This is a genomic window from Flavobacterium panacis, from assembly GCF_024649945.1.
Taxonomy (GTDB): Bacteria; Bacteroidota; Bacteroidia; order Flavobacteriales; family Flavobacteriaceae; genus Flavobacterium; species Flavobacterium panacis.
Window position 1 is genome coordinate 108,922 of record NZ_JANKMS010000004.1, and the last position, 23,767, is coordinate 132,688.

General features: G+C 34.1%; 17 protein-coding genes. 12 read left to right on the top strand and 5 right to left on the bottom strand.

The features are described from left to right. Window positions 1–205: 205 nt before the first annotated feature. Window positions 206–928 (bottom strand): hypothetical protein, encoded by a 723-nt coding sequence (locus tag NQQ59_RS10675; RefSeq protein WP_186296639.1) that lies wholly within the window; start codon window positions 926–928, stop codon window positions 206–208. 158 nt (window positions 929–1,086) lie between these two features. Between NQQ59_RS10675 and pyrR the strand changes: the two genes are divergently transcribed. From pyrR to NQQ59_RS10710, 7 genes are all read left to right on the top strand, one after another. Further along, window positions 1,087–1,626, top strand: coding sequence for a bifunctional pyr operon transcriptional regulator/uracil phosphoribosyltransferase PyrR (gene pyrR / locus NQQ59_RS10680; protein ID WP_144219125.1), 540 nt, complete (start codon window positions 1,087–1,089; stop codon window positions 1,624–1,626). Between the two features lie 81 nt (window positions 1,627–1,707). Next, the gene (locus NQQ59_RS10685) at window positions 1,708–2,349 is read left to right on the top strand and encodes a DUF6891 domain-containing protein (RefSeq protein ID WP_144219126.1); all 642 of its coding nucleotides are present in this window, start codon (window positions 1,708–1,710) and stop codon (window positions 2,347–2,349) included. Window positions 2,350–2,430: 81 nt separating this feature from the next. After that, window positions 2,431–3,357, top strand: a complete 927-nt coding sequence (locus NQQ59_RS10690; protein ID WP_029273654.1) for an aspartate carbamoyltransferase catalytic subunit — start codon at window positions 2,431–2,433, stop codon at window positions 3,355–3,357. Between the two features lie 256 nt (window positions 3,358–3,613). Then, window positions 3,614–3,943: a ribonuclease Z gene (locus tag NQQ59_RS10695; RefSeq protein ID WP_144219127.1), complete on the top strand. Its 330-nt coding sequence runs from the start codon at window positions 3,614–3,616 to the stop codon at window positions 3,941–3,943. 96 nt (window positions 3,944–4,039) lie between these two features. Then, window positions 4,040–4,945 (top strand): ribonuclease Z, encoded by a 906-nt coding sequence (locus tag NQQ59_RS10700; protein WP_144219128.1) that lies wholly within the window; start codon window positions 4,040–4,042, stop codon window positions 4,943–4,945. A gap of 75 nt (window positions 4,946–5,020) precedes the next feature. Then, window positions 5,021–5,665, top strand: coding sequence for a pyridoxamine 5'-phosphate oxidase (pdxH, locus tag NQQ59_RS10705; RefSeq protein ID WP_144219129.1), 645 nt, complete (start codon window positions 5,021–5,023; stop codon window positions 5,663–5,665). A 175-nt stretch (window positions 5,666–5,840) separates the two neighbouring features. Next, window positions 5,841–6,344 (top strand): CAP domain-containing protein, encoded by a 504-nt coding sequence (locus NQQ59_RS10710; protein ID WP_186296640.1) that lies wholly within the window; start codon window positions 5,841–5,843, stop codon window positions 6,342–6,344. Window positions 6,345–6,470: 126 nt separating this feature from the next. On the opposite strand, the gene NQQ59_RS10715 is transcribed toward NQQ59_RS10710, so the two are convergent. The 4 genes from NQQ59_RS10715 to NQQ59_RS10730 form a co-directional block, all read right to left on the bottom strand. Continuing rightward, entirely contained in the window at window positions 6,471–8,414 is a 1,944-nt protein-coding gene (locus tag NQQ59_RS10715; RefSeq protein WP_144219130.1) for an OmpA family protein, read from the bottom strand. Window positions 8,415–8,425: 11 nt separating this feature from the next. Then, on the bottom strand, window positions 8,426–9,337 hold the full coding sequence (locus tag NQQ59_RS10720) for a PorP/SprF family type IX secretion system membrane protein (protein WP_144219131.1): 912 nt from the start codon (window positions 9,335–9,337) through the stop codon (window positions 8,426–8,428). A 144-nt stretch (window positions 9,338–9,481) separates the two neighbouring features. Next, window positions 9,482–17,554, bottom strand: a complete 8,073-nt coding sequence (locus NQQ59_RS10725) for an HYR-like domain-containing protein (protein WP_144219132.1) — start codon at window positions 17,552–17,554, stop codon at window positions 9,482–9,484. 16 nt (window positions 17,555–17,570) lie between these two features. Further along, window positions 17,571–18,005: a hypothetical protein gene (locus NQQ59_RS10730; RefSeq protein WP_144219133.1), complete on the bottom strand. Its 435-nt coding sequence runs from the start codon at window positions 18,003–18,005 to the stop codon at window positions 17,571–17,573. A gap of 617 nt (window positions 18,006–18,622) precedes the next feature. Here NQQ59_RS10730 and NQQ59_RS10735 point away from each other — a divergent pair. The 5 genes from NQQ59_RS10735 (at window position 18,623) to NQQ59_RS10755 (ending at window position 23,682) form a co-directional block, all read left to right on the top strand. Beyond that, window positions 18,623–19,111 (top strand): SixA phosphatase family protein, encoded by a 489-nt coding sequence (locus NQQ59_RS10735; RefSeq protein ID WP_144219134.1) that lies wholly within the window; start codon window positions 18,623–18,625, stop codon window positions 19,109–19,111. A 2-nt stretch (window positions 19,112–19,113) separates the two neighbouring features. Continuing rightward, entirely contained in the window at window positions 19,114–21,192 is a 2,079-nt protein-coding gene (gene ppk1 / locus NQQ59_RS10740; protein ID WP_186296641.1) for a polyphosphate kinase 1, read from the top strand. 33 nt (window positions 21,193–21,225) lie between these two features. Further along, the gene (locus NQQ59_RS10745) at window positions 21,226–22,116 is read left to right on the top strand and encodes a Ppx/GppA phosphatase family protein (protein WP_144219136.1); all 891 of its coding nucleotides are present in this window, start codon (window positions 21,226–21,228) and stop codon (window positions 22,114–22,116) included. A 91-nt stretch (window positions 22,117–22,207) separates the two neighbouring features. Further along, a complete protein-coding gene (locus tag NQQ59_RS10750) occupies window positions 22,208–22,768 on the top strand; it encodes a Crp/Fnr family transcriptional regulator (RefSeq protein WP_144219137.1) in 561 nt (186 codons plus the stop codon). Window positions 22,769–23,103: 335 nt separating this feature from the next. After that, entirely contained in the window at window positions 23,104–23,682 is a 579-nt protein-coding gene (locus NQQ59_RS10755; RefSeq protein WP_144219138.1) for an NAD(P)H-dependent oxidoreductase, read from the top strand. Window positions 23,683–23,767: the final 85 nt, after the last annotated feature.

A 23,767-nucleotide genomic window follows, 5' to 3' on the forward strand; every position in this document is an offset into this window, starting at 1 on the left:
AACTAAATGCAATAATTGAAAGGTATTCAAAAACATTTTTTGATAAACCGAAAAATTCGTTAAAATTTCTAAGAATAAAATAGAGCAGAAGAGTAGTTAGCAAAGCCCCAAAGCTGTCCAATAAAAATATGTTATTTGGTTTTAGAAGAATTTTTTGAAGAGCCCCTTTCATTCCGATGCTGTCAATTAGGATTTAACTATAATATCACTGATTTAAAAAATCTAATGCTTTTTGTGTCAGATTGCATTTTTTTTCATGAAAGAATGCTAAACATTTTTTTAGTTCTAGGTTATTGTTTGTATTCCCAACAAAAGTAAATGTAGAATTTATTTTAGTGATTTCAATATTTGTGGTCTTGTAAGCTAAATAGATGTCAATTTTTTCGATATTTTCATAATATTCAGTTTTACCCCAAAAACCGCCTCTGTGTTCAAAGGATTCTTCTTTTAAAATTAATTTCGGGTTGTAATTGTTGATTGCCCAGACAAAAGGGAGAGGGATCTTTTTTATGCCAGTAAATCCAGCGATTAATTTTACATCAATATCTTTTCTGTTAATATGTATAATGATTGGATTTTGACCATCTAAGTCTCTTTTTGAACGACCAAATATGCCAATTTCACTTTCATTGCTAGTTGGTGTCTTTATTTCTGAAGGATGAACGTAGGTATACATTCCGTAATAATGTCCCGATATAGACCATCCTTCGGCCTTTTTAAGTGTGGTAACTCCAAAATCACCGGCAGGAGATCCTATATGAACAGGACCATATTCAGCCATAATCTTTATAGCTTCTTTCCTTATGTCTTCAATCGCATCTGTATTGTTAAAAACAATGTAACTGCCATTTTGAAATAAAACCCAATCTTGAAATTTAGGATTAATAGCAAGTCTTACATTTTCAATTAAAGTTTGATTATTTGTCATTTTGTATTGAAACTTATGAAATAAAAAAATTTAGAATACGAAAATATATTATAAAAGGGTAAGTAAAATATAAAATGCAAAAAATATTTCCTTTCTCAACACCCCAACAAATAAAATCAGATTCCGTATATTTGCCCGACCAATCATTACAATTAATTATGAGCCAGAAAGTATTACTTAATTCAAAAGAAGTTACTATCATACTTCACCGTTTGGCTTGTCAGTTAATCGAAAAACATCTTGATTTTTCAAATACTATTTTAGTGGGAATTCAGCCAAGAGGCGTTTTTTTAGCTGAACGTTTAAAACAAATATTAGAAAACGAGTACCAAGTTCCTGAAATTTCTTTGGGTTATTTGGATATCACTTTTTTTAGAGATGATTTTCGTCGTACAGAAAAGCCACTCGAAGCCAACAAAACTCAAATCAATTTTATAGTCGAAGACAAAAAAGTCATTTTTATTGATGACGTTTTGTTTACGGGCCGAAGCATTCGCTCTGCATTAACTGCCATTCAATCTTTTGGAAGACCTTCAGAAATCGAATTGTTAGTTTTAATTGACAGACGTTTCAGCCGTCATTTACCAATTCAACCCGATTATCGCGGTCGTCAGGTAGATGCTATTAATGGTGAAAAAGTGATTGTAAGCTGGAAAGAAAACGACGGCGAAGATGTAGTTCATTTGGTTACAAATTAGTTTAATCGGTTCACCGGTTATTAGTTTAATCGGCAAAACGACATTTTAACGATTAAGCAATAAATGATTAAACAATATAGCATGACAGAGAACGAAGAGTTTATTTATGAGTCAATTTTTAATCAGGTAAGAATGGGATTTCTTTCTATTGATGATATCAAGGATAACATTATGGAAGAAATTGAAGATAACGAATTTGAAGAGGAAATCTCAGAAGCTTGGGCTTTTGAAAAAATCGACGAAGAATACCAAAAGTTATTAGAAGAAAGTAAAAATTGGGAAAGCCCAACAGATACTGAAAAGCTTATAAATGCGTTTGATGATTTATGTGATCAGAATATCATTGCACTTCACAATGCTGGATATACGACAAGCGACGGAGAATACGAAGTTGTCGAAGTCGAAAGAGATCTCAGAAATAGCGGCGTAGAATCTGACGGTTATTGCTTTTATCACGAACAGGATTTGGCGAGAGCTGTAATGCAAGATGATCCGAGTTTGTTTATCGCTTTTCAGAAAGTAGATAATTCTGATGAAGCGACGACAATTGAAGTTGGAAATAAAGTTGTAGAAGTTCTAAGAAATAATGGTCTTGAAGTAAAATGGGATGGTTCTGCTAAAAGAAAGTTAGAAATCCCAGGTTTCAGATGGAAGCAAATTTATGATGAAGACGGAAGAGATTTGCAGGATTACAGTGAAGTTGTCGAAAGGATGACGGAATAGAGTAGCTGCTCTTTAAACAAGCATGGAATGTCGAATATTTCGGCATTCAGTAATTTGACCAATAATATTAAAGAAAGAAAAATGAAAGAATTAAGCGTAAATCATTTATTAGGTATAAAATATATCAATGAAAATGATATTAACCTGATTTTTGAAACGGCAGATCATTTTAAAGAAGTCATTAACCGACCAATTAAAAAAGTTCCTTCATTACGAGATATTACCATTGCCAATATTTTCTTCGAAAACAGTACCAGAACCAAACTCTCTTTCGAATTAGCGCAGAAACGTTTATCTGCTGATGTAATCAGTTTTTCTGCAGCTCAATCGTCGGTTAAAAAAGGAGAGACCTTGATTGATACTGTAAATAATATCCTTTCGATGAAAGTTGATATGGTTGTAATGCGCCACTCCAATCCCGGAGCGGCTTATTTTTTATCTAAAAATGTCAAAGCAAGTATCGTAAACGCAGGTGACGGCGCACACGAACACCCGACTCAAGCTTTATTGGACAGTTATTCTATCAGAGAAAAACTAGGTGATGTAGCGGGTAAAAAAGTGGTTATCGTGGGTGATATTCTGCATTCGAGAGTAGCTTTATCCAACATATATGCTTTGCAAATGCAAGGTGCAGAAGTAAAAGTTTGCGGACCAAAAACGTTAATTCCAAGATATATTGAATCTCTTGGTGTTACGGTTGAACCGAATTTACGCAAAGCTTTAGAATGGTGTGATGTTGCCAATATGCTTCGTGTACAAAACGAACGTATGGACGTAAACTTCTTCCCATCAACGCGTGAATACGCACAACAGTACGGAGTAGACAAACCGCTTTTGGATTCGCTAGGAAAAGAAATCGTAATTATGCACCCAGGACCAATTAATAGAGGAGTAGAGATTACTTCCGAAGTTGCTGATTCTGATCATTCTGTGATCTTGAATCAGGTAGAGAATGGTGTAGCGATTAGAATGGCGGTTATTTATCTTTTAGCTTCTAAAATACAGTAGATTTAGTATTCAGTCGCAGTCGCAGTTTTCAGTTAACGGAAACTTAAAAACTGGGACTAAAAACTATTTTAAACGGAAAGTTTGAAGTTATAGTTAGAAACTGAATACTGAAAACTGCGACTGAAAACTCTTTTAAAGAGATAGTTTACAGTCATAGTAAGAAACTGAAAACTGTGACTGCGACTGAAAACTATAAAAAACTTCGTACCTTAGCTCTCAGAAAATCAATTTTTATACAAGCCCCATATATTAAAAAATGAAAGTAGATCAAAAAGGACATACCGTTACTATTAAAGACACACAAGGAGATGTAAATGCTTTCCTTGAAAATGTGACGCAGCAATTTAAAACCTTTGAAAAACAAAATATTATAATCGATTTATCAGCTGATGCGATTACAGAAAAAGATTTAAAAGCTTTTTTACCGCTTTCTAAAGCACATAAAAAAGCAAAAAAATCTTTTGTAATTGTGGCTTCTGATCTTGATTTTAATGCTATTTCAGATAAATTAGCAGTGGTTCCTTCACTTTTGGAAGCACACGATATTATCGAAATGGAAGAAATCGAAAGAGACCTCGGATTCTAATTTTGGATTTCTGATTTTAGATTTTAGATTTTTTTTAATACTAAATCTAAAAATTAGTTAATCTAAAATCTTCAATCTAAAATCTAAAATTAGTAAATGAAACTAACAATACTTGGCTGTTATGCCGCAACTCCACGAACACTTACAAACCCGACTTCGCAGGTTTTAGAAATCAGAAACAGACTTTTTTTAATTGACTGCGGTGAAGGAACTCAGGTTCAGCTTCGAAAGAACAAGATTAAATTCTCTAAAATTAATTACATTTTTATTTCCCATCTTCATGGAGATCATCTTTATGGATTGATTGGAACAATTTCGACTTTTTCACTTTTAGGAAGAACAACCGATTTACATATTTATGGACCAAAAGGAATTAAAGAACTGATTCTGCTTCAATTAAAATTGACAGAATCGTGGACTACGTACAGTTTGTTTTTTCATGAATTAGAATCAAAAGAAAGTGAAGTTGTTTTTGAAGATAACAAAGTAATTGTCAAAACAATTCCGTTGAAACACCGCGTTTATACAAACGGATTTTTATTTCAGGAAAAACCAGCTGAACGAAAATTGAATGTAGAAGCTGTTCAGCAGTATGATATTCATGTGGCTTATTATCAAAAAATAAAAAATGGCGGTAATGTTACTTTGGATGATGGAACTGTAATTGAAAATGAGAAACTTACTTTTGATCCTGAACCAACAAAAAGTTATGCCTTTTGTTCGGACACGGTTTATAATGAAGAAATAATTCCAATTATTGCGAATACTGATATTTTATACCATGAATCGACGTTTTTAGATTCTGAAGCGAGACTTGCTGAAAAAACACTTCATTCAACTTCCAAAGAAGCGGCGACTATTGCATTAAAAGCTAATGTAAAACAATTAATTCTAGGTCATTATTCTACACGTTATGACGGAATTGAGCGTTTTAAAGAAGAAGCAGAAACGATTTTCGCGAATGTACTTTTGGGAGATGATGGAGTTTCATTTGAGTTTTAAAAGGTGCTAAGATTCTAAGATGCTGAGGTTCTGAGTTTTTGAACTTGAAACCTGAAACAAATAAAACTAAAAACTATGAGTGATTTAAGTAATTATAGAAAATCTTACGAGAAAAGTGAATTGCTTGAAAGTAATATTCCAGAAGATCCGATTAATCTTTTTAACCGTTGGTTTCATGAAGTGGAGGATTTTGGTGGAAGCGGAGAAGTAAATGCCATGACGGTTTCGACAATTGGTTTGGATGGATTTCCGAAATCTCGTGTAGTGTTATTGAAAAAATTCTCGGAAGAAGGATTTGTATTTTATACCAATTATAATTCTGAAAAAGGAAAAGCAATAGAAGCCAATCCGAATGTTTGTTTGTCATTTTTCTGGCAGGAAATGGAACGTCAGGTTATTATAAAAGGAATTGTACAAAAGACTTCAGAAATTATCTCTGATAATTATTTTGATTCTCGTCCTGAAGGAAGTAAGCTCGGCGCTGTAGTTTCGCATCAAAGTGAAGTTATTCCTTCTAGAACTTTCTTAGAAGATAACTTGAAAAAGTTGGAAACAGAGTTTGAAGGAAAACCGATTTCGAGACCTGAAAATTGGGGAGGATATATTGTCACACCGTTACAGGTAGAATTTTGGCAGGGGAGAGCAAATCGTCTGCATGACAGAATACGTTATACCAGTCAATCTGACTTTTCATGGAAAATTGAGCGACTTTCTTCCTGATATGTAAGAAAAATATATTAGTATTAAAAAATCGAATGCATTTCATCGATTAAATTTGTAGTTTAACGGTAAATTGAATATGTTTGGTATAGAAAATTAGACGACAAATTATTCAAAAATAAATTTAAAGGATTTGCCCCAACATCTACTTTAAACTGCTAAAATGCTGTTGATTATGGAAAAGATTAAGCGCACCATGTTGTTCATTGCGATTCTAGTCGCAATGAACGCATGTTCTGCAGATACTGCCGTTGGAAGCGTGGATAATAGTTCGGTCAAAGCGCTTGTTACCAATTATACCTACAACGACACTGAGTTGCAAACTATGAAACTCATAAACGAACACCGCTTAAGTGTAGGATTAAATGCTTTGGAAAGAATCAATCATATTTCTTTTAAATGTGAAGAACATAATCTCTATATGATTGAAAACAATGTTGTTAATCATAATGATTTTGTGGAAAGATCTAAAAATATTACAAATGTTTTAGGAGCTAAAAAAGTTGGTGAGAACGTTGCCTACAACTATAAAACTCCTGAAGCGGCTTTGAGAGCCTGGCTGGAGAGTCCAGGCCACAAAGAGAATATCGAAGGTGATTATACGCACTTCGGATTATCTGTAACAACAGACGCTGCTACAGGTAAAAAATATTACACTAACATTTTTGTTAAGATTTAAACGTATATTGAACAGGTTGGTTTTTTAGAGGTCGTTGTAATTCATAGAGTTGCAACGACTTTTTATTTAGAAAAAAAGCTGCCTGTAAAATACAGACAGCTTTTTGGTTTTGATCGTGAGTTTTGGTTATAAACCTGTTATTATAAATTCGCTTCTTCTGTTGGCTTGGTGTTCTTCTTCAGTACATTTTACTCCATCAGAACATTTGTTGACAAGCTGAGTTTCTCCAAAGCCTTTTCCTGTTAATCGGTTTGCAGCTATTCCGTTTTTAATAAGCCATTTAATTGTAGATTTTGCTCTTCTATCTGATAAAGCTTCGTTGTACTTATGTGTTGCTCTACTATCTGTATGCGAACGAATATCTAATTTCATGTTTGGATAATCGTTTAAAACCACTAATATTTTTTCTAAATCTAAAGCAGCTTCTCTTCTAATATCAGATTTATCCAAATCGAAATAAATCATTTTGATTCCGAAACATTTACCCAAATCGTCTCCAATTGTAACTTGGCAATTTGATTTTTCTAAGGCAATTGGTAAGTTCGTTTTTCCAGTTGATTTTGAAATGGTAACGGGTATTTCTTTGGTTGTATATTCTGGTTTTTCGGCTCTTACAAAATAGGTTTTACCACATTCTACAGGGAAAACATATTTTCCTGATCCATCCGTAATAGTAGAATTTTTAACCGCCATTTTATCATCATACAAAGTAATTTTAGCTCCAGGCAAAACAATTCCACTTTCAGAATCAGTGACAATTCCTTCAAGTTCCTGAATGCATTTTAATTTTCTTGTTTCTAAGAATTTATAAATATCATCAGAACCTTGTCCGCCGTCCTTATTAGAAGAAAAAAAGCCTCTTCTTGTTTTGGTATCAATAATATAAGCAAAATCATCTTTAGGAGAATTGATGTCTCCGCCAACGTTCTGGATATTATCAATTTTTCCATTATCATCAATACTGCCCACAAAAACATCCAAACCTCCTAATCCGGGATGACCGTCAGATGAAAAGTAAATTTCATTTTCGTCTGTTACAAACGGATAGGTTTCTTTTCCTTCTGTATTGATAGTGTTTCCAAGATTTTCAGGAGTTCCAAAACCTCCATTTGAATTAATACTGACTTTATATAAATCAGATTGTCCGATAGAGCCTGGCATATCAGAAGAAAAATATAAAGTTTTCTCATCTGGACTTAAAGCAGGATGACCTGCGCTGTAATTGTTGCTATTAAACGGAAGTTCTATAATGTTGTTCCATTTGTTTTTTTCGTCTAAAGTAGCTTTGTAAATCTTTATCAAAGTAGTTCTGTGATCGTCTTTTCCTTTTTTACCGTCAATATAATTGTTTCTGGTAAAGTAAACTGTTTTTCCATCTTTAGTAAAAACAGGAGAAGCTTCGTGGAATTTTGTATTAATCGCAGATTTAAACTTGTTTACTTTTGTTGCATTACCTGTTTCTGGATTTAGATCGGCATTGTAAATATTTGTAAAATATTCGCCAGTCCATTTATGTTTGCGTTGCGAGAAATTCCCAGTATCTCTTGCCGATGCAAAATAAATTTTATTGTTGTAAACAAATGATCCATAATCGGAGTATTTACTGTTTATACCAGCATCTTCTACTTTGTATCTTCCTGAATTGGCTTTAATTTCATCCAAATAATTGCCATCAGCTTTGTAGAATTTAGCTCTCGAATCGTTTTTGGATTTTGCATTAAATTCATTAAGCATTTTATTAGCCTTGCCAGTATCTCCTGTAGATTTTAGAGATTGGGCATATCTGTAATAATACTCTGGTTCGACAGTTGTATTCATGGCAAATAACTCACCATACCATTTTGCAGCTCCTTCAAAATTAGAATTAAAATAATAGGCATTACCTAATTTTTTAAACATATCTTCAGATTTGTAACCTTTGGCAGCCACTTTTTCATAGGTTTTAATGGCGTCAACATAAGCATAACTATCATATTTCTTATCGCCAGAATTTATTTTTGCCTGTTGTGCGTAAGTGCTAAATGAAAAGAAACTTATAATTGTAAGGAAAAGTAGTGTATAGTTTTTCATGATCCAATTTTTTAAAAGAAACGAGGAGTTGTCATTTTACCGTTGTTTTTGAATAATTCGTAACGAAGGAAGATTTCATGTGAACCCGAATTATATCTTTTTAATCGGGTTGTTTCGTTATCATAACCATAACCAATGTATAATCCGTCCGTAACCTGAAAACCTGCCATCGCACTTACTGCGGCATCCCATCTGTAGGCAACTCCAAGGGTTAGTTTTTCAAAAAACATAAAGTTTGCCGATACATCTACCTGAAGAGGAGCTCCTTCAACCATTTTTGTCAGCACTGCGGGTTTAAATTTTATTTCCTGAGAAAAATCGAAAACATAACCACCTATTAAATAATAATTGATCTTGTCTTTATAAATTGCAACATCATTATCATCATAACGATTGGTCTGAATGAAATTGGGTACCGATAATCCAATATAAGCTTTGTTGGAATGCCAGTAAACACCAGCTCCTACATTTGGCGAAAAATCATTATTTAAGTTTTGAAATTGTGGATCTCCAGCAGTTTCTGGATTTAGTTTTGTGACGTCTAGATTAAAAATATCAGCTGTACCTTTTATACCAAATGAAAGTTTCCAATTCTCTGATGTGGGTACACTGTAAGAAAGATCTACAGAAAATTGATTTTCATTAGTAGGTCCAATTTTATCATTAACCAGCGAAACTCCAAGTCCGAGATTGCTATTATTTATTGGTGTATTAATAGAAATAGTATTGGTTTTAGGAGCACCATCCAGTCCTACCCATTGATCACGATGTAAAGCAAAAACGCTTAATGCGCCACGAGAACCAGCATAAGCAGGGTTTATGTTAATTGTGTTGTACATATATTGTGTAAACTGTGCATCTTGTTGTGCATAGCCACCATATGTTACTAACAGAATGACGAAGAAAAATAATTTTGTTCTCATAGTAAATGGATTATTTTTATTGTTATCATTGACTTTCTTATTGAAAATCAATGAGTTGTTTTTGTGTGAAAACAAGTGTGTTTTGCATTGGATTTAAACACATTCTGTAAAATGATACTTTTACAGAATGTGCTTAAGTAGTTGTTATTTTGATAGATATAAATAGCCGCTTAATTTGTTGTCTTGAAGATTATTGCTTCCGTCTAGGGACTTATAATTGATGATGTAAAAATAAGTTCCAGTAGGTAATCCGTCAGATTGTTTAACGGTTGTTCTTCCTCTTGAAATTCCATCAAAAGCATTTGTTGTATTGTTGTAGTTTTTAGTCTCAAAAACCAAAATACCCCAACGATTATAGATTTCGACAGTATTTTCTGGATAGCAGGTTACGTCATCGATGTTGTCAATTTTGAATGTTTCATTGAAATTGTCTCCATTTGGTGAAAATGCATTATGAGGGAAAACTTCTCCACAGGCCAAAACTTTACAATCATCATTTACTTCCATGTCTAATACGATACTTCTTGGACATTTTTCATCAGCAATCAGATATTCAAAAGTGTAATTTCCGAGTGCCAGACCAAATGGATTAAAGACACTGCCCTGAAGCGCATTTGAATTGGTTTTATCGACCCAAGTTCCTGTAATCGGACTGCCTTCTGGAAGTAGAGTAGTCAAATTAATTAATGATGAATCATCAGTACATGCTGTGCTTTTAATATTGGTAACACCATTTGGAACCACAGTTATGGTTACAGTTGCGGTATCACAATTCTCTGAGCTTAATTTGTCACAGATTCTATAGTTGTAAGTATACGTTCCCGCTGGTGTTAAACTAGAAACCGTTACATTTCCTAAACCATCAATTGTAATATTTGGATTAGTTTGAGAAGTAAGTGTAAAGTTCACCATTTCTAATGTTACAGGAGTTGTACCTTTTACGTCGTTTGCCAATACATTTCCAACTAATCCGAAAGTATTACATCCAATATTGCTGTAACTATCATCATTTGCTACAACAGGTGTTGGAGGTGCTGATGGAGTAGTAACAGTTACGGTTACTATAGCTGTATCGCAATTTCCGAAATCGGCTTTTTCACAAATTTGATAAGTTAATGTGTAAGTTCCAGCAGGTGTGTTTGGAGCAACATTTACAGAACCATCTGAATTTAAAGTTATAGCACCTTTTGGATCAGGAATAGTAGTGGTTAATGTTACATCATTAATGTTAACTGCTGTACCGTTTAAGGTATCATTAGTGAGAACATTTATAACATTATTTGCTCCTGTAACTCCGTTTACCGGACCAGCAGTATCATCATTTGCTATTATGGCAAATGTTGGCCTTGCTGTACAATAAGGATCAGAAGGTGGATAATCAACGATTATCGTTTCGCTAGGATTTAAAGATATTATCAAATTAGCTTTTGGGCGTAATTTTTCAAATCCATCAACACCTTGAACCCATTTATTGTTTTCAAAAATCCATCCTGGCCAGTCTATTCCTTTCCCGTTTACATCAACTATAGCTCCAGGCCATAATATTCTGCCGCTTAAAGGTAAATCTGAAGTTGTTGTAATGGCATTGTTGTTACTATCTGACCATGTAATACTTACACCATTTACTGGCGTAAAGTTTAATGGAGTCACTACATAATCAACGTATGGAACATCATTAACACATATCGCAGTTGCAGTAACCGTCATTTTTGGTGCTTCAATAGTAATGGTAACGATAGCCGTGTCGCAGTTATCAGGCTGAGCAGCCTCACAAATTTGATATACAAGAGTTAACGTTCCTACTGGAGCATTTGGCAATACATCTACAGAACCATCAGGATTTAACTGTAAATAATTATTCGGTGTTACTGTTGTTAAGATTACATCTGAAGGAGTTACTAAATTACCTTCAAGAGTATCATTTGAAAATATATTTAGAACATTTACAGTAGTATGATTTACTCCTGCAATTGGTCCAGCATTATCATCATTTGCAATAATTTTCTTTTTAACCTTACAGTTTACGCTAAAAGTCTGAACAAGTTCTGTTTTGTTTCCAGCACAATCTGTTAAAGTGTAAGTTCTGGTCAAGATATAGACATTTCCATCACATGCTCCTGTAGCATCCGAAACAGTTATATTTACTGTTGGACTACAGTTATCTGCAGCGTCTTTAATATCTGAAGAACTTCCTACTGGAATTAAATCAGCGCTCGCTAAATTAATTAAATTGGCAGGAGCTGTTCCGGTTGGAGGAGTTGTGTCTCTAACGGTAATAATTTGAGTGTATGATGCTGTATTTCCTCCACAATCACTGGTTTTCCAAGTACGTGTTAAGATGTAGTTAGTTGGACACCCATTCTGGATATTAGACTTTGTTTCTGTAAATACAATTGGTAAATCACCATTGCAATTATCAGAAGCTGTCATTTCAGCTGCTTGAGGAATTGCATCACATGAAACCGTAACATCTTGTGGAAGAGCTCCTGTAAATGTTGGTGCAGTGGTATCCTGAATGTTGATTACTTGCGTGAAAGTATCGGAAGTATTGCCACAATCGTCTTTTACCGTCCATGTGTTGGTGTAAGTTCCCGCATTAGCACAAGTTGCAGAAGCCACAAACTGACCGCTCACTTTTACAATATTTGTCACATCAGCATCGCAAGAATCTGAAGCCGTTGGGAATAAAGCCTGAGCATTGGCTAAAGCTGCTGCATCGCTGCATTCTATTGTTTTGTTTAATGAACCTGCTAAAGTCGTCCAAGTTGGTGCAGTGGTATCTTGAATGGTGATAACTTGCGTGAAAGTATCAGAAGTATTTCCGCAATCGTCTTTTACCGTCCATGTATTGGTATAAGTTCCCGCATTCGCACAAGTTGCAGAAGCCACAAACTGACCGCTCACTTTTACAATATTTGTCACATCAGCATCGCAAGAATCTGAAGCCGTTGGAAATAAAGCCTGAGCATTTGCTAAAGCTGCCGCATCGCTGCATTCTATTGTTTTGTCTAATGAACCTACTAAAGTCGTCCATGTTGGCGCAGTGGTATCCTGAATGGTGATAACTTGCGTGAAAGTATCAGAAGTATTGCCACAATCATCTTTTACAGTCCAAGTATTGGTATAAGTTCCCGCATTCGCACAAGTTGCAGAAGCCACAAACTGACCGCTTACTTTTATTATGTTCGTCACATCAGCATCGCAAGAGTCTGAAGCCGTTGGAAATAAAGCTTGAGCATTTACTAAAGCTGTCGCATCACTGCATTCTATTGTTTTGTCTAATGAACCTGCTAAAGTCGTCCACGCTGGCGCAGTTGTGTCCTGAATTGTGATCACTTGCGTGAAAGTATCAGAAGTATTTCCGCAATCGTCTTTTACCGTCCATGTGTTGGTGTAAGTTCCCGCATTCGAACAAGTTGCAGAAGCCATAAACTGACCGCTCACTTTTACAATATTTGTCACATCAGCATCGCAAGAATCTGAAGCCGTTGGGAATAAAGCCTGAGCATTTGCTAAAGCTGCTGTATCGCTACATTCTATTGTTTTGTTTAATGAACCTGCTAAAGTCGTCCATGCTGGCGCAGTGGTATCCTGAATGGTGATTACTTGCATGAAAGTATCAGAAGTATTGCCGCAATCGTCTTTTACCGTCCATGTGTTGGTGTAAGTTCCCGCATTCGCACAAGTTGTAGAAGCCACAAACTGACCGCTCACTTTTACAATATTTGTCACATCAGCATCACAAGAATCTGAAGCCGTTGGAAATAAAGTCTGAGCATTTGCTAAAGCTGCTGCATCGCTACATTCTATTGTTTTGTCTAATGAACCTGCTAAAGTTGTCCATGTTGGAGCTGTAATGTCTTGTACAATAATAGTTTGACTAACAGGAAGAGAAGTGTTTCCACAAGAATCTTTTGCAGTCCACGTTCTTGTTTTGGTATAAGATCCGGCACAGTTTCCAGGTGTTATTGTATCTACATAAGTTAAAGATGCTATTGTACCATTGTTATCAGTAGCAGTTGCCTGTGTAAAAACTGGTTCTGCTGGACAATTGATTGTTGTTACTTCCGGTAACGGATTTATAACAGGAATGACAGCATCTCCATCAAGAATAGTAAATGATTCAGAAATGTTACATCCATTTGCATCTGTAATTAAGACTGTATAATTACCAGAAGCAAGAGTAGTAGCTGTTGCTGTTGTCTGAACTGGAGTTGTGTTCCATGAATAAGTATAGCCAGCTGTTCCTCCAGAAACAGTTACAGTTGCAGAACCATTGTTGCCACCACCGCATGTAACATCGGTCTGAGTTTTTGTTGCACTTAATGCACTTTGAGGTTGCGAAATGGTAACAGTACAAGTTGTAGTATAATTTAATTTATCTGTTACTGTTACAGTATGTAAACCAGCACTTAGAGTAATAGCTTGAGCTGTTGTTTCTCCGTTATCCCAAAGATAAGTGTAATCACCATTTCCGCCTACAGCAGTTATTGTTGCTTTACCGGTATTTTCTCCAAAACATTTTACAGGACTATCTTGAGAAATACTGCAAGAAAGAACATTTGGTTCGGTTATCGTTACGGTACAAGTTGTAGTACAGCCTTTGGAATCTGTTACAGTTACGGAATGAGTTCCAGCGCTTAATGAAATTGCTTTTTGAGTCGTTTCGTTATTGTCCCATAAATAAGTATAATCTCCGTTTCCACCAATTGGTGTTACTGTTGCTTCTCCATTGCTTAAACCATTTGCAGAAACTGCTTTGTTTTGAATAATGGAACAACTAAGAGCAGTTGTTGGCTGTATAATTATTACAGAGTTAGATTGAGAAGAACAAGAATCAGTTACAGTTAATGTATAGGTTCCCGCAGGCAGATTTGCAACTGTTGCTGTAATTCCAACTTCAACATTTGCGCTGTTTTTCCAAGAATAATTTACTGTTCCAACAGCGTTTGTTACAGTTCCTGCTGTTACAGATCCAGTATTTGCTCCATAGCAAGAAATATCAGTTTTAGAAGAATTTCCAAGAGTCAATGCAGCAGTTGGTTGTGCAATTGTCACTGAGTTAGATTGAGAAGAACAAGAATCAGTTACAGTTAATGTATAGGTTCCCGCAGGCAGATTTGCAACTGTTGCTGCAGTTCCAACTTCAACATTGGCAATGTTTTTCCAAGAATAATTTACTGTTCCAACAGCATTTGTTACAGTTCCTGCTGTTACAGATCCAGTACTTGTTCCGTAGCAAGAAATATCTGTTTTAGAAGAATTTCCAAGAGCTAAGGCAGCAGTTGGTTGTTCAATTGTCACAGAGTTAGATTGAGAAGAACAAGAGTCGGTTACGGTTAACGTATAAGTTCCCGCAGGTAAATTTGCAATTGTTGCTGTAGTTCCGACTTCAACATTTGCACTGTTTTTCCAAGAATAACTTACTGTTCCAACAGCGTTTGTTACAGTTCCTGCTGTTATAGTTCCTGTACTTGTTCCATAGCAAGAAATATCTGTTTTAGAAGAATTTCCAAGAGCTAAAGCAGCAGCTGGTTGTAAAACACTAATTATTAATGTTCCTGCACATCCATTTGCATCGGTTGCAGTAACTTCATAATTTCCGAAACCTAAATTAGTTAAGGTTTGTGATGTGCCAGTGTATGCAGCACCATTTTTTTTCCATGAATAAGTGTAAGGACCAACTCCTCCCGAAGCATTGTTAATACTGATTGATCCAGTAGATCCATTAAAACATTTTACATCAACATGTGAAGCTGTAATTTCTGTTACTGTAACGGTACTTTTTGTAACTGTAACAGGTTTTATGTCATAACAATTAGAAGCATTTGTTCCCTTTATATAATAAGTACCTGGAATTGCGGCGCTAAAATTGGTCAATGGAGTAGTCGCAGTTGCATCAGTCCAATAGGTATAAGTTAATCCAGTAGTGCTTCCAGCAGTAATAGTTGCCGCAGTTAAGTCTAACGAAGTTGCAGGCGCACAAATTGGAAGCGGATTAGTAATGACAACTGTTGGTTTTGCATTTACATTAACAACAATTTCTTTTTTAGGACCAATACAAGCATTTGTTTTTCCTTCTGCTACGTAAAAGGTAAATTGACCAGCTGTTGTAGTTAAAGGTGTTATAGATTGTTGTGCTGTAGAAGTTGTTGTTTGGTAATAGTATAATGTATATTCCGGTTTACTTGCAACAGCTGTTAAAGGAACTGCATTATCACCAATGCAATAATTTACAGGACCTGCCACTGTTGGCATTGTTGTAATGCTTTCGATGGTAATTGTAAATTGAAAGTAACAACCGCTGCTGGCTCCTCCTGGAGGAATAGCATAATACGTTTTTGTTCCAACTGTCGCAGGGAATGGATTGTTTATAGTATATTGAGTTGTAGTACCAGCCACTACAGGATAAGCATTGTAGAATGTTGATCCAGTAGGAAATGATCCTATTACGTCGGTAACCGGAATGGATGTCGTTGAAGTATTACAAAAAGTAAATGCAATGATTGGCGGTGTTGCCTGGCAATTCGCATTTGTATAATCTGTTGAATTGATACTCGTCTGAAGTGGAGCAGCTATAGAAGTTCCTGTACAGCTTCCAGAGTTGGTATAACCTAAAATTAGAGATTTGTCGGCTACTGTTACTCCAGAATTTGCACCTTTTCCGCTTAATACACCATTTACCTGAATATTATTATTACAGTTTGAATTTTTAAGTAAAGCACAATTTTCTGTAGCTTTTAATTTGAATGTCAATTCAGCTAAAACAGTATCTGGATTAGAAGGCAGTGGTAATGTGCCAATATCCCAAACAATTGATCCATTTGCTCCAATGGTTGGTTCATAAGTTAATGAGTTTGGAGTAGGGGCAGGAGAGAAATTAACTGTTTTTGCTAAACTATTGCCAACAAAGGTCGCATTGTAAGGAATTGGAATTACAATTTTACTGTTTTGTATCGCTTCGGAACCTTTGTTTTTTATTTGTACTTTATAGCCAAGTTCTTGACCTGGTAATACTGTGTACGGACCTGCTCCGACATTGTTTCCGTTTATGGTTGTAGCAGTCAGAATTCCTTCAATCTCCGGAACATAAGCATCAACTGCCATTACAATAGAAAAGATAGCATAAGTATCGACTGTAGAGCCATATTTAAAAGTGGTTGAAGTCTGATTATTTCCAATAAGGTCTTTTGCGCTATTTGGCAGATTGAACATAGTAATATCTATACCTGAATTATTCATTAAATTCGGATTTCTATTATTTCCTCCAGTATTTATGGTAGAATTAAAGAAATTAGTTGCAGTATTCAATGAATGACTCAAGCTTTGGTAAGTGTTTGTATTTAATTTTTGAATTTGAAAATAATCGCCATCATAATACAAATCACCTTCGCCAGCCATAATCCCTAGTTTGATACCAACAGGTCCAGATGTCACAGAATTAAATCCAGAAACAGGAATAGTATAATTTGCAGTTGTGTTATTGGTTACAAAGGCATGACCATCAAAAACAGTTATGTCTCTGTTTTTCATGTTTGAGTTTTCATAGATAACAACCAATCCCCATCCTGCATACTTTCCTATCGTACCTCCATCGGCTCCTTCAGTTGCAGCTATGTTGGCTGCAAAATATTCTCCAACTCCGTTTGTTCTTACATAATCGGTGACTTCAGCATAAGCGCTGAACATATTGTTGTCTGCATTGGTTGGGAAATAAATATCACTAGCTGTAAATTCAGTGTAATTGGAACTTACAGGACCTTTGAATAAAATTTTTCTTTTATCTAAAGTTTTCGTTACACCATTTTTTCTTACAGTAAAAGAATCTGGACTATTAGCAGCATCAGAAACTCTTCCAGTCCAATACAAACCTGCGTAAACAATGCTGTAACAGTTCGTTAATTTTGCACCGCTGTCATTCAGTAAATCCAAAGTCGCTCCAGAAGAGTTATGAGTTTGATTATTATTGTCTCTGTCAACATAAACCATCGGATTAGTTCCGTTAGGTTCTGTATCGCTGTAATGTTGTAATGTCAAATTGCTATTTCCAATCATCGTAAAATCTCCTTTGATTTTATAGATTGTTCTGGCAGGAGAAAATAAAGATGTTCTTTCTTTAAACGGTTTTATTACTTGTGCATTTCCTTCATTAGTTCCAATAAACAGGATTAAAAAGAAACAAAAAACCGCAAAACATTGAGAGTAGATTTTTTTCATAGTAATAGTTTTTTAATTATCCGCCTATAGAAATTTTATAAAGAAGAATGTATTTTGAAGTATTATTTTTAATCAGATTATTGATTAAGGTTGGATTTGTTTCAACTTCTGAAATGATGAAAATGTATTTTAATTTTTCAAAACCTGAAAAAGAATTCAGATCAATAGCAGTGTTTAAATCTGCTGCTTTTTCAATTTTTATAGTTGCAATTTCAATATCACCCTTCAAAGAGACCGTGGTGTTTAGGCTGTTAAGTGAAGTGTTATTTGTGAATAAAGCAGTCGGCTGATCGCCATAGACTTTTAATTCACCAGAAGAAGCATAAACTGCAGATTGCAAACCATACAGTAAATGTTTGAGATTACTAAGCTTAGAATCCTGTCCAGAATTTTCTAAGTTTGTTAAGTACGAATCCACATTTTCAATTTGACCAAATGAAAAATTTGTCATTAAAAAAAACAGCAAGAAGAAAATGTTCTTTTGGAAGATGTTCTTTTTGAAAGAAAAAATAAACTTACAATTATTAACAAATTTTACTGCTTTTTCAAGAGTAGATTTAGTTCTCATAACTTAAAGATTTTGTTTTAATGTATTTAAAGTATTTTAACAGAATCAAAGTTATATAGACCGTTTATTTTTGATTTTTTTTGTCCGTAACTAACCTAAAAACTCGTTGAAAGGTTCTTTTTTAACAAAAAATAGCGTTAAAAAGCATTTTTTTTAACCTAAAAAAACGAATTTTTTAAAGTGATTTTTTTGCTTTTTTGATGAAAATCCTTTCATTTAAAATATTGTAAATGCTTAAAAATCAATTATTTGGTTAAAATATTGCAAATTTGGGTAATATCGATTAAATACTGATTTCTTAGACAAAGAACATAAAAACCAAAAAAGAGCGAATTGTATTTTATATAAATGTTAACCTTTTTGAAAGAAAACATTCTTGTTAAAATTTTGATTTAATGTTAACGGAATTAAAAAATAGAAAAGGTTTAAAATATCTTTTGTACATTAGAAGTTAAATAAAAATATCGGCCTGCTTACCAGGTTTTTTAAATTTACTGTCTATGAAAAATCTTATTTTAATACGTCATGCAAAATCAAGTTGGGAAGCACCTTTAAAAGATTTCGATCGTCCTCTAATGAAAAGAGGAATCTTAGATGCGCATGATGTTTCATTAAAGATCTCAGAATATCTTCCTAAAACATTTATAATTTGGAGCAGTACCGCTGCCAGAGCCACAGAAACTGCTTTGATTTTTGCACAAAATCTCTCTTATCCCTTGGAAAGTATTGTTTTTAGAGACGATTTGTACACTTTTGATGAAAGACAACTTGAAAAAGTTATCAAATCGTGTGATAATAGTTTAGAAAGCGTTATTCTTTTTGGACATAACGAGGCTATTACAAATTTTGTTAATAAATTTGGAGATGTTTTTATAGATAATGTTCCAACTTCTGGCTTTGTATCCTTACAATTTGAGGCCGATAGCTGGAATACAATAGATAAAGGTAAAACACATAAAACTATTTTCCCCAAAGATTTAAAATCATAACAGTGTACGAACAGAAATATATCGATAGAGAAAAAAGCTGGTTAGCGTTTAATGCAAGAGTTCTTCAGGAAGCCGGAGATAATACGGTTCCACTTTTAGACAGATTGCGTTTTGTTGGAATTTTTTCAAACAATTTAGATGAATTTTTTAGAGTTCGGTATGCGGCCATTCGTAGATTAAGCCTTTCGGGTATTTCTGGAGAAAAATATTTGGGAGGTATTTCTGCTCATCAGTTAATTAAAGATATTACCGAAATTGTGATTCAGCAACAGTCTGAAAGTTTACGTATTCTCGGAAATATTGAAGCTGAACTTGAAGCAGAAAATATTTTTATTATTAATGAAAGTCAGATTACGCCAAAACAAGAATGCTTTCTAAAAGACTTTTATAATCAAAAATTAAGTCCAGAATTGGTGACGATCATTTTGAATGATTTAGCTGTTTTCCCAGTTTTAAAAGATACTTTAGGATATCTGGCAGTTCGTTTAGAATTAAATAATGACGAAGTTCGTTACGCTTTAATCGAAATCCCAAAAAACATCAACAGATTTGTTGTTCTTCCTTCTGAAGATGAAAAACAATATGTGATTCTGATTGATGATGTGATTCGTTTTAAGCTAAAAAACATCTTTAATATATTCGATTATAAAAGCGTTTCGGCTCATATGATCAAAATTACGAGAGATGCCCAGTTGGATATTGATAGTGATTTGAGTAAAAGTATGCTCGAAAAAATTGCTTCATCTGTAAAAGACCGTCGAATAGGAGAACCAGTTCGTTTTATTTATGATAGTCAAATCGAAGACGATACACTACATTTCTTTTTAGATAAAATGAGAATTGTAGAAACAGATAGTATCATTCCAGGCGGAAGATATCATAATCGTCGTGATTATATGAGTTTCCCAAATTTAGGACGTTATGATTTATTGTATAAACCGAATGAGCCTCTTCCAGTTCCAGGTTTGAGTTTGGACGGAAGTATTCTAGAAAAAATAAGTAAAAAAGATTATCTGGTTCATGCGCCATATCAGTCATTTTCGTATTTGACTAAGTTTTTGCGAGAAGCGGCTTTAGATCCAAAAGTAACCAGTATAAAGATAACCTTATACCGTTTGGCAAAGAATTCGCAGATTATCAGTTCGCTGATTAACGCGGCCAAAAACGGAAAAAGAGTTGTAGTGCAGATTGAACTTCAGGCGCGTTTTGACGAAGCTTCGAACATTTCTTATGCAGAGCAAATGCAGACTGAAGGAATCGAGTTGATTTTCGGAATAAAAGGTCTAAAAGTGCACAGTAAAATATGTGTGATTGAAAGAACTGAAGAAGGTAAAAATCGTCGTTACGGATTTATTTCAACAGGAAATTTCAACGAATCGACAGCTAAAATTTATACAGATGTAACACTTTTTACTTGTCATCAGGGAATTTTAAAAGATACATCAAAAGTATTCGAGTTTTTCGATATTAATTACAGAGTTCACCGATACAAACATTTAATTGTATCACCACATTATACCCGAACGAAGTTCATAAAACTAATTGATCGTGAAATTCTTCATGCTTTGGCTGGTAGAAAAACACATATCAAATTAAAAATGAATAGTTTATCCGATTTTAAAATGATCGATAAATTGTACGAAGCAAGTAATGCGGGAGTTAAAATCCAATTACAGGTAAGAGGAATTTGTTCTTTGATTCCGGGAATACCGGGAATGAGTGAGAATATCGAGGCTATTAGTATTGTTGATAATTATCTAGAACATTCAAGAGTTTATATTTTTGGAAATGCAGGTCTTACAGAAGTTTATATTTCATCGGCCGATTTTATGACTAGAAACTTAGACGGAAGAGTTGAGGTAACGTGTCCAATTTATGATCTTGAAATTAAAAAAGAACTAATCGATAATTTCAACATTGCCTGGAAAGGAAACGTAAAAGTGAGATATCACTCTTATAAATTAGATAATAAATATAAGCCAAAGAATCATCATGCCCCATTTAGAGCACAATTTGAGACCTATAAATATTATCAGAATAAAATCGTCCAACTGGATGAGGTTCCTCAAAAAGTAAATTAATAATTAAAATCAATTACAAGTCATATAGTGAGCATGATTAATATTAGAAAGTTCGCAGCAATAGATATTGGATCAAATGCCATGAGGCTTTTGATTGCTAACGTTGTAGAGCAAGAAGGTAAAGAACCACAGTTTAACAAAAGTTCCCTTGTTCGTGTGCCTATTCGTTTAGGACAAGATGCCTTTACGGTTGGAGAAATTTCACAAGAAAATATAGATCGAATGGTTGATGCAATGAAAGCATTCAATCTTTTGATGAAAGTACATAAAGTAGAGCGTTATATGGCATTTGCAACTTCTGCAATGCGCGAAGCCTATAATGCAAAAGAAGTTGTGGCTTTAATTAAGAAAAAAGCCGACATTAAAATTGAAATTATAGATGGTAAAAAAGAAGCAGCTATTATTGCTTCTACAGATTTACATCATTTAATTAAATCAGATGAAACTTATTTGTTTGTCGATGTAGGAGGTGGAAGCACCGAATTTACCTTGTTTTCTTCTGGAAAAATGGTTACTTCAAGATCTTTCAAAGCAGGAACTGTCCGTTTGTTGAATAATATGGTTCATGATGTAGTTTGGGATGAAATCGAAAAATGGATTAAAACCAATACTGCAGATTACGAAGAGGTAACATTAATTGGATCTGGAGGAAACATCAATAAGTTGTTTAAAATGTCTGGAAAACAACAGGAAAAACCATTATCGTACATTTATATCAATTCCCAATATGCATTCTTAAATTCGTTGACTTACGAACAAAGAATTGCTGAATTGGGTTTGAACTCAGATCGTGCCGACGTAATTATCCATGCAACAAGAATTTATCTAAATGCAATGAAATGGAGTGGAGCACGCCAAATTTACGTTCCTAAAATCGGACTTTCAGATGGTATTGTAAAAGCAATGTATTACGGTAAGATTTAATTTTTAGCCACGAATTTCACGAATTATTTATCTTAATTTAAAGAGAAAATTAGTGGAGATTCGTGAAATTCGTGGCCAAAAAACAATAACTATGAAATCAATTTTTCAGTCTATTCAAGATTTTTCTGCTGATGAATTAGATCTTTTAGATGATTTAATAACTTTTCGTACACTGAAAAAAGGAGAACTTTTATTGGCTGAAAATCAGGTTTGCAATGAAGTTGTATTTATAAAAAAAGGAATTTTACGCTCCTTTTTTGTCAATCATAAAGGGGATGAAATTACAAATTGTTTTGCTTTTGAAAATGAGTTTATGGCATCTTTTGCCAGTTTTATAACAGAAGAAAAGGCAGAAGAAAATATTCAGGCTTTAACTGAAACAGAATTACAGATTCTGGATCGTAAAGCTTTGGAGAAATTGTATAAATCAGGATTCAATTGGCAGGAAACCGGCCGAAAATTAACCGAAATAGAATTCGTAAATCTTCATAAAAGAATGGTTTCTTTTCAGAAATTATCTGGGGCTCAACGCTACGAAGAGCTTTATAAAAACCACCAAAAATATTTGCAGTTAATTCCGTTGCAGTATTTAGCTTCTTATTTAGGAATTACACCAAGACACTTAAGTCGAATTAGAAAGGCAATTGTCTAAAATTTTTGTTCCCCCCGCTCGTTTCTAGATTTAGCAGATTTTATTTTAAATAATTCACAAATAAACTCTTGTGATTTCTCGATTCACCAAGTTGTGTAAACTTAAATCTGCATAATCTGCAAAATCTGCGAGAGACATTTTACATTCAGGTTGCAATAAACTATATGTTCAAATCTAGATTTGTTTTATATCCTTTTTTATCAAAATAAATTCTATGTTTCTATGTGTTTAAAGTTTTAGAATAAAAATTCTTTAATCTATTGCAAAAACAACCTTTTAGGACATTTGTCTAGTAAAAGAAAATGTACGAATAGTATTTTTGAAAAAACATTGATATGAAAAAAATACTGATTATAAACGGACATCCCAACGCTGAAAGTTTCAATTTCGGAATTGCAGAATCTTATAAAAACGGTGCTCTCGCTTCTGGAAATCAAGTCGAAACAATTATAATTGCCGATTTGAAATTCAATCCAAATCTTCAATTCGGTTATCAAAAACGAACAGAATTAGAACCAGACTTGCTTGAGTCTTGGGAAAAAATTAAAAGAGCAGATCATTTAGTTTGGATTCATCCTGTTTGGTGGGGCGGGCTTCCAGCTATTACAAAAGGCTTTATTGATCGTTTGTTTTTACCAGGAATGGCATTTCAATACAGGGACAATTCAGTTTGGTGGGATAAATTGCTCAAAGGAAAAACAGCACATATTATCACAACTTTAGATCAGCCAGGCTGGTATTATAGATTGCTTTTTGGAAGACCAAGTGTAAATCAATTGAAAAAATCGACGTTAGAATTCTGTGGGATAAAACCAGTAAAAGTCAGTTATATCGGAATTATAAAAGGTTCAACTGAAGAGCAAAGAAAAAAATGGCTCGAAAAAGTATATGATTTTGGTTTCAGAAATAGATAAAAAATAACCAAGAATTTACACTAATTGTTTGATTTAGTGTAGAAAAAGAAATTCGTGTTAATTCGTGAAATTCGTGGCTACAAGA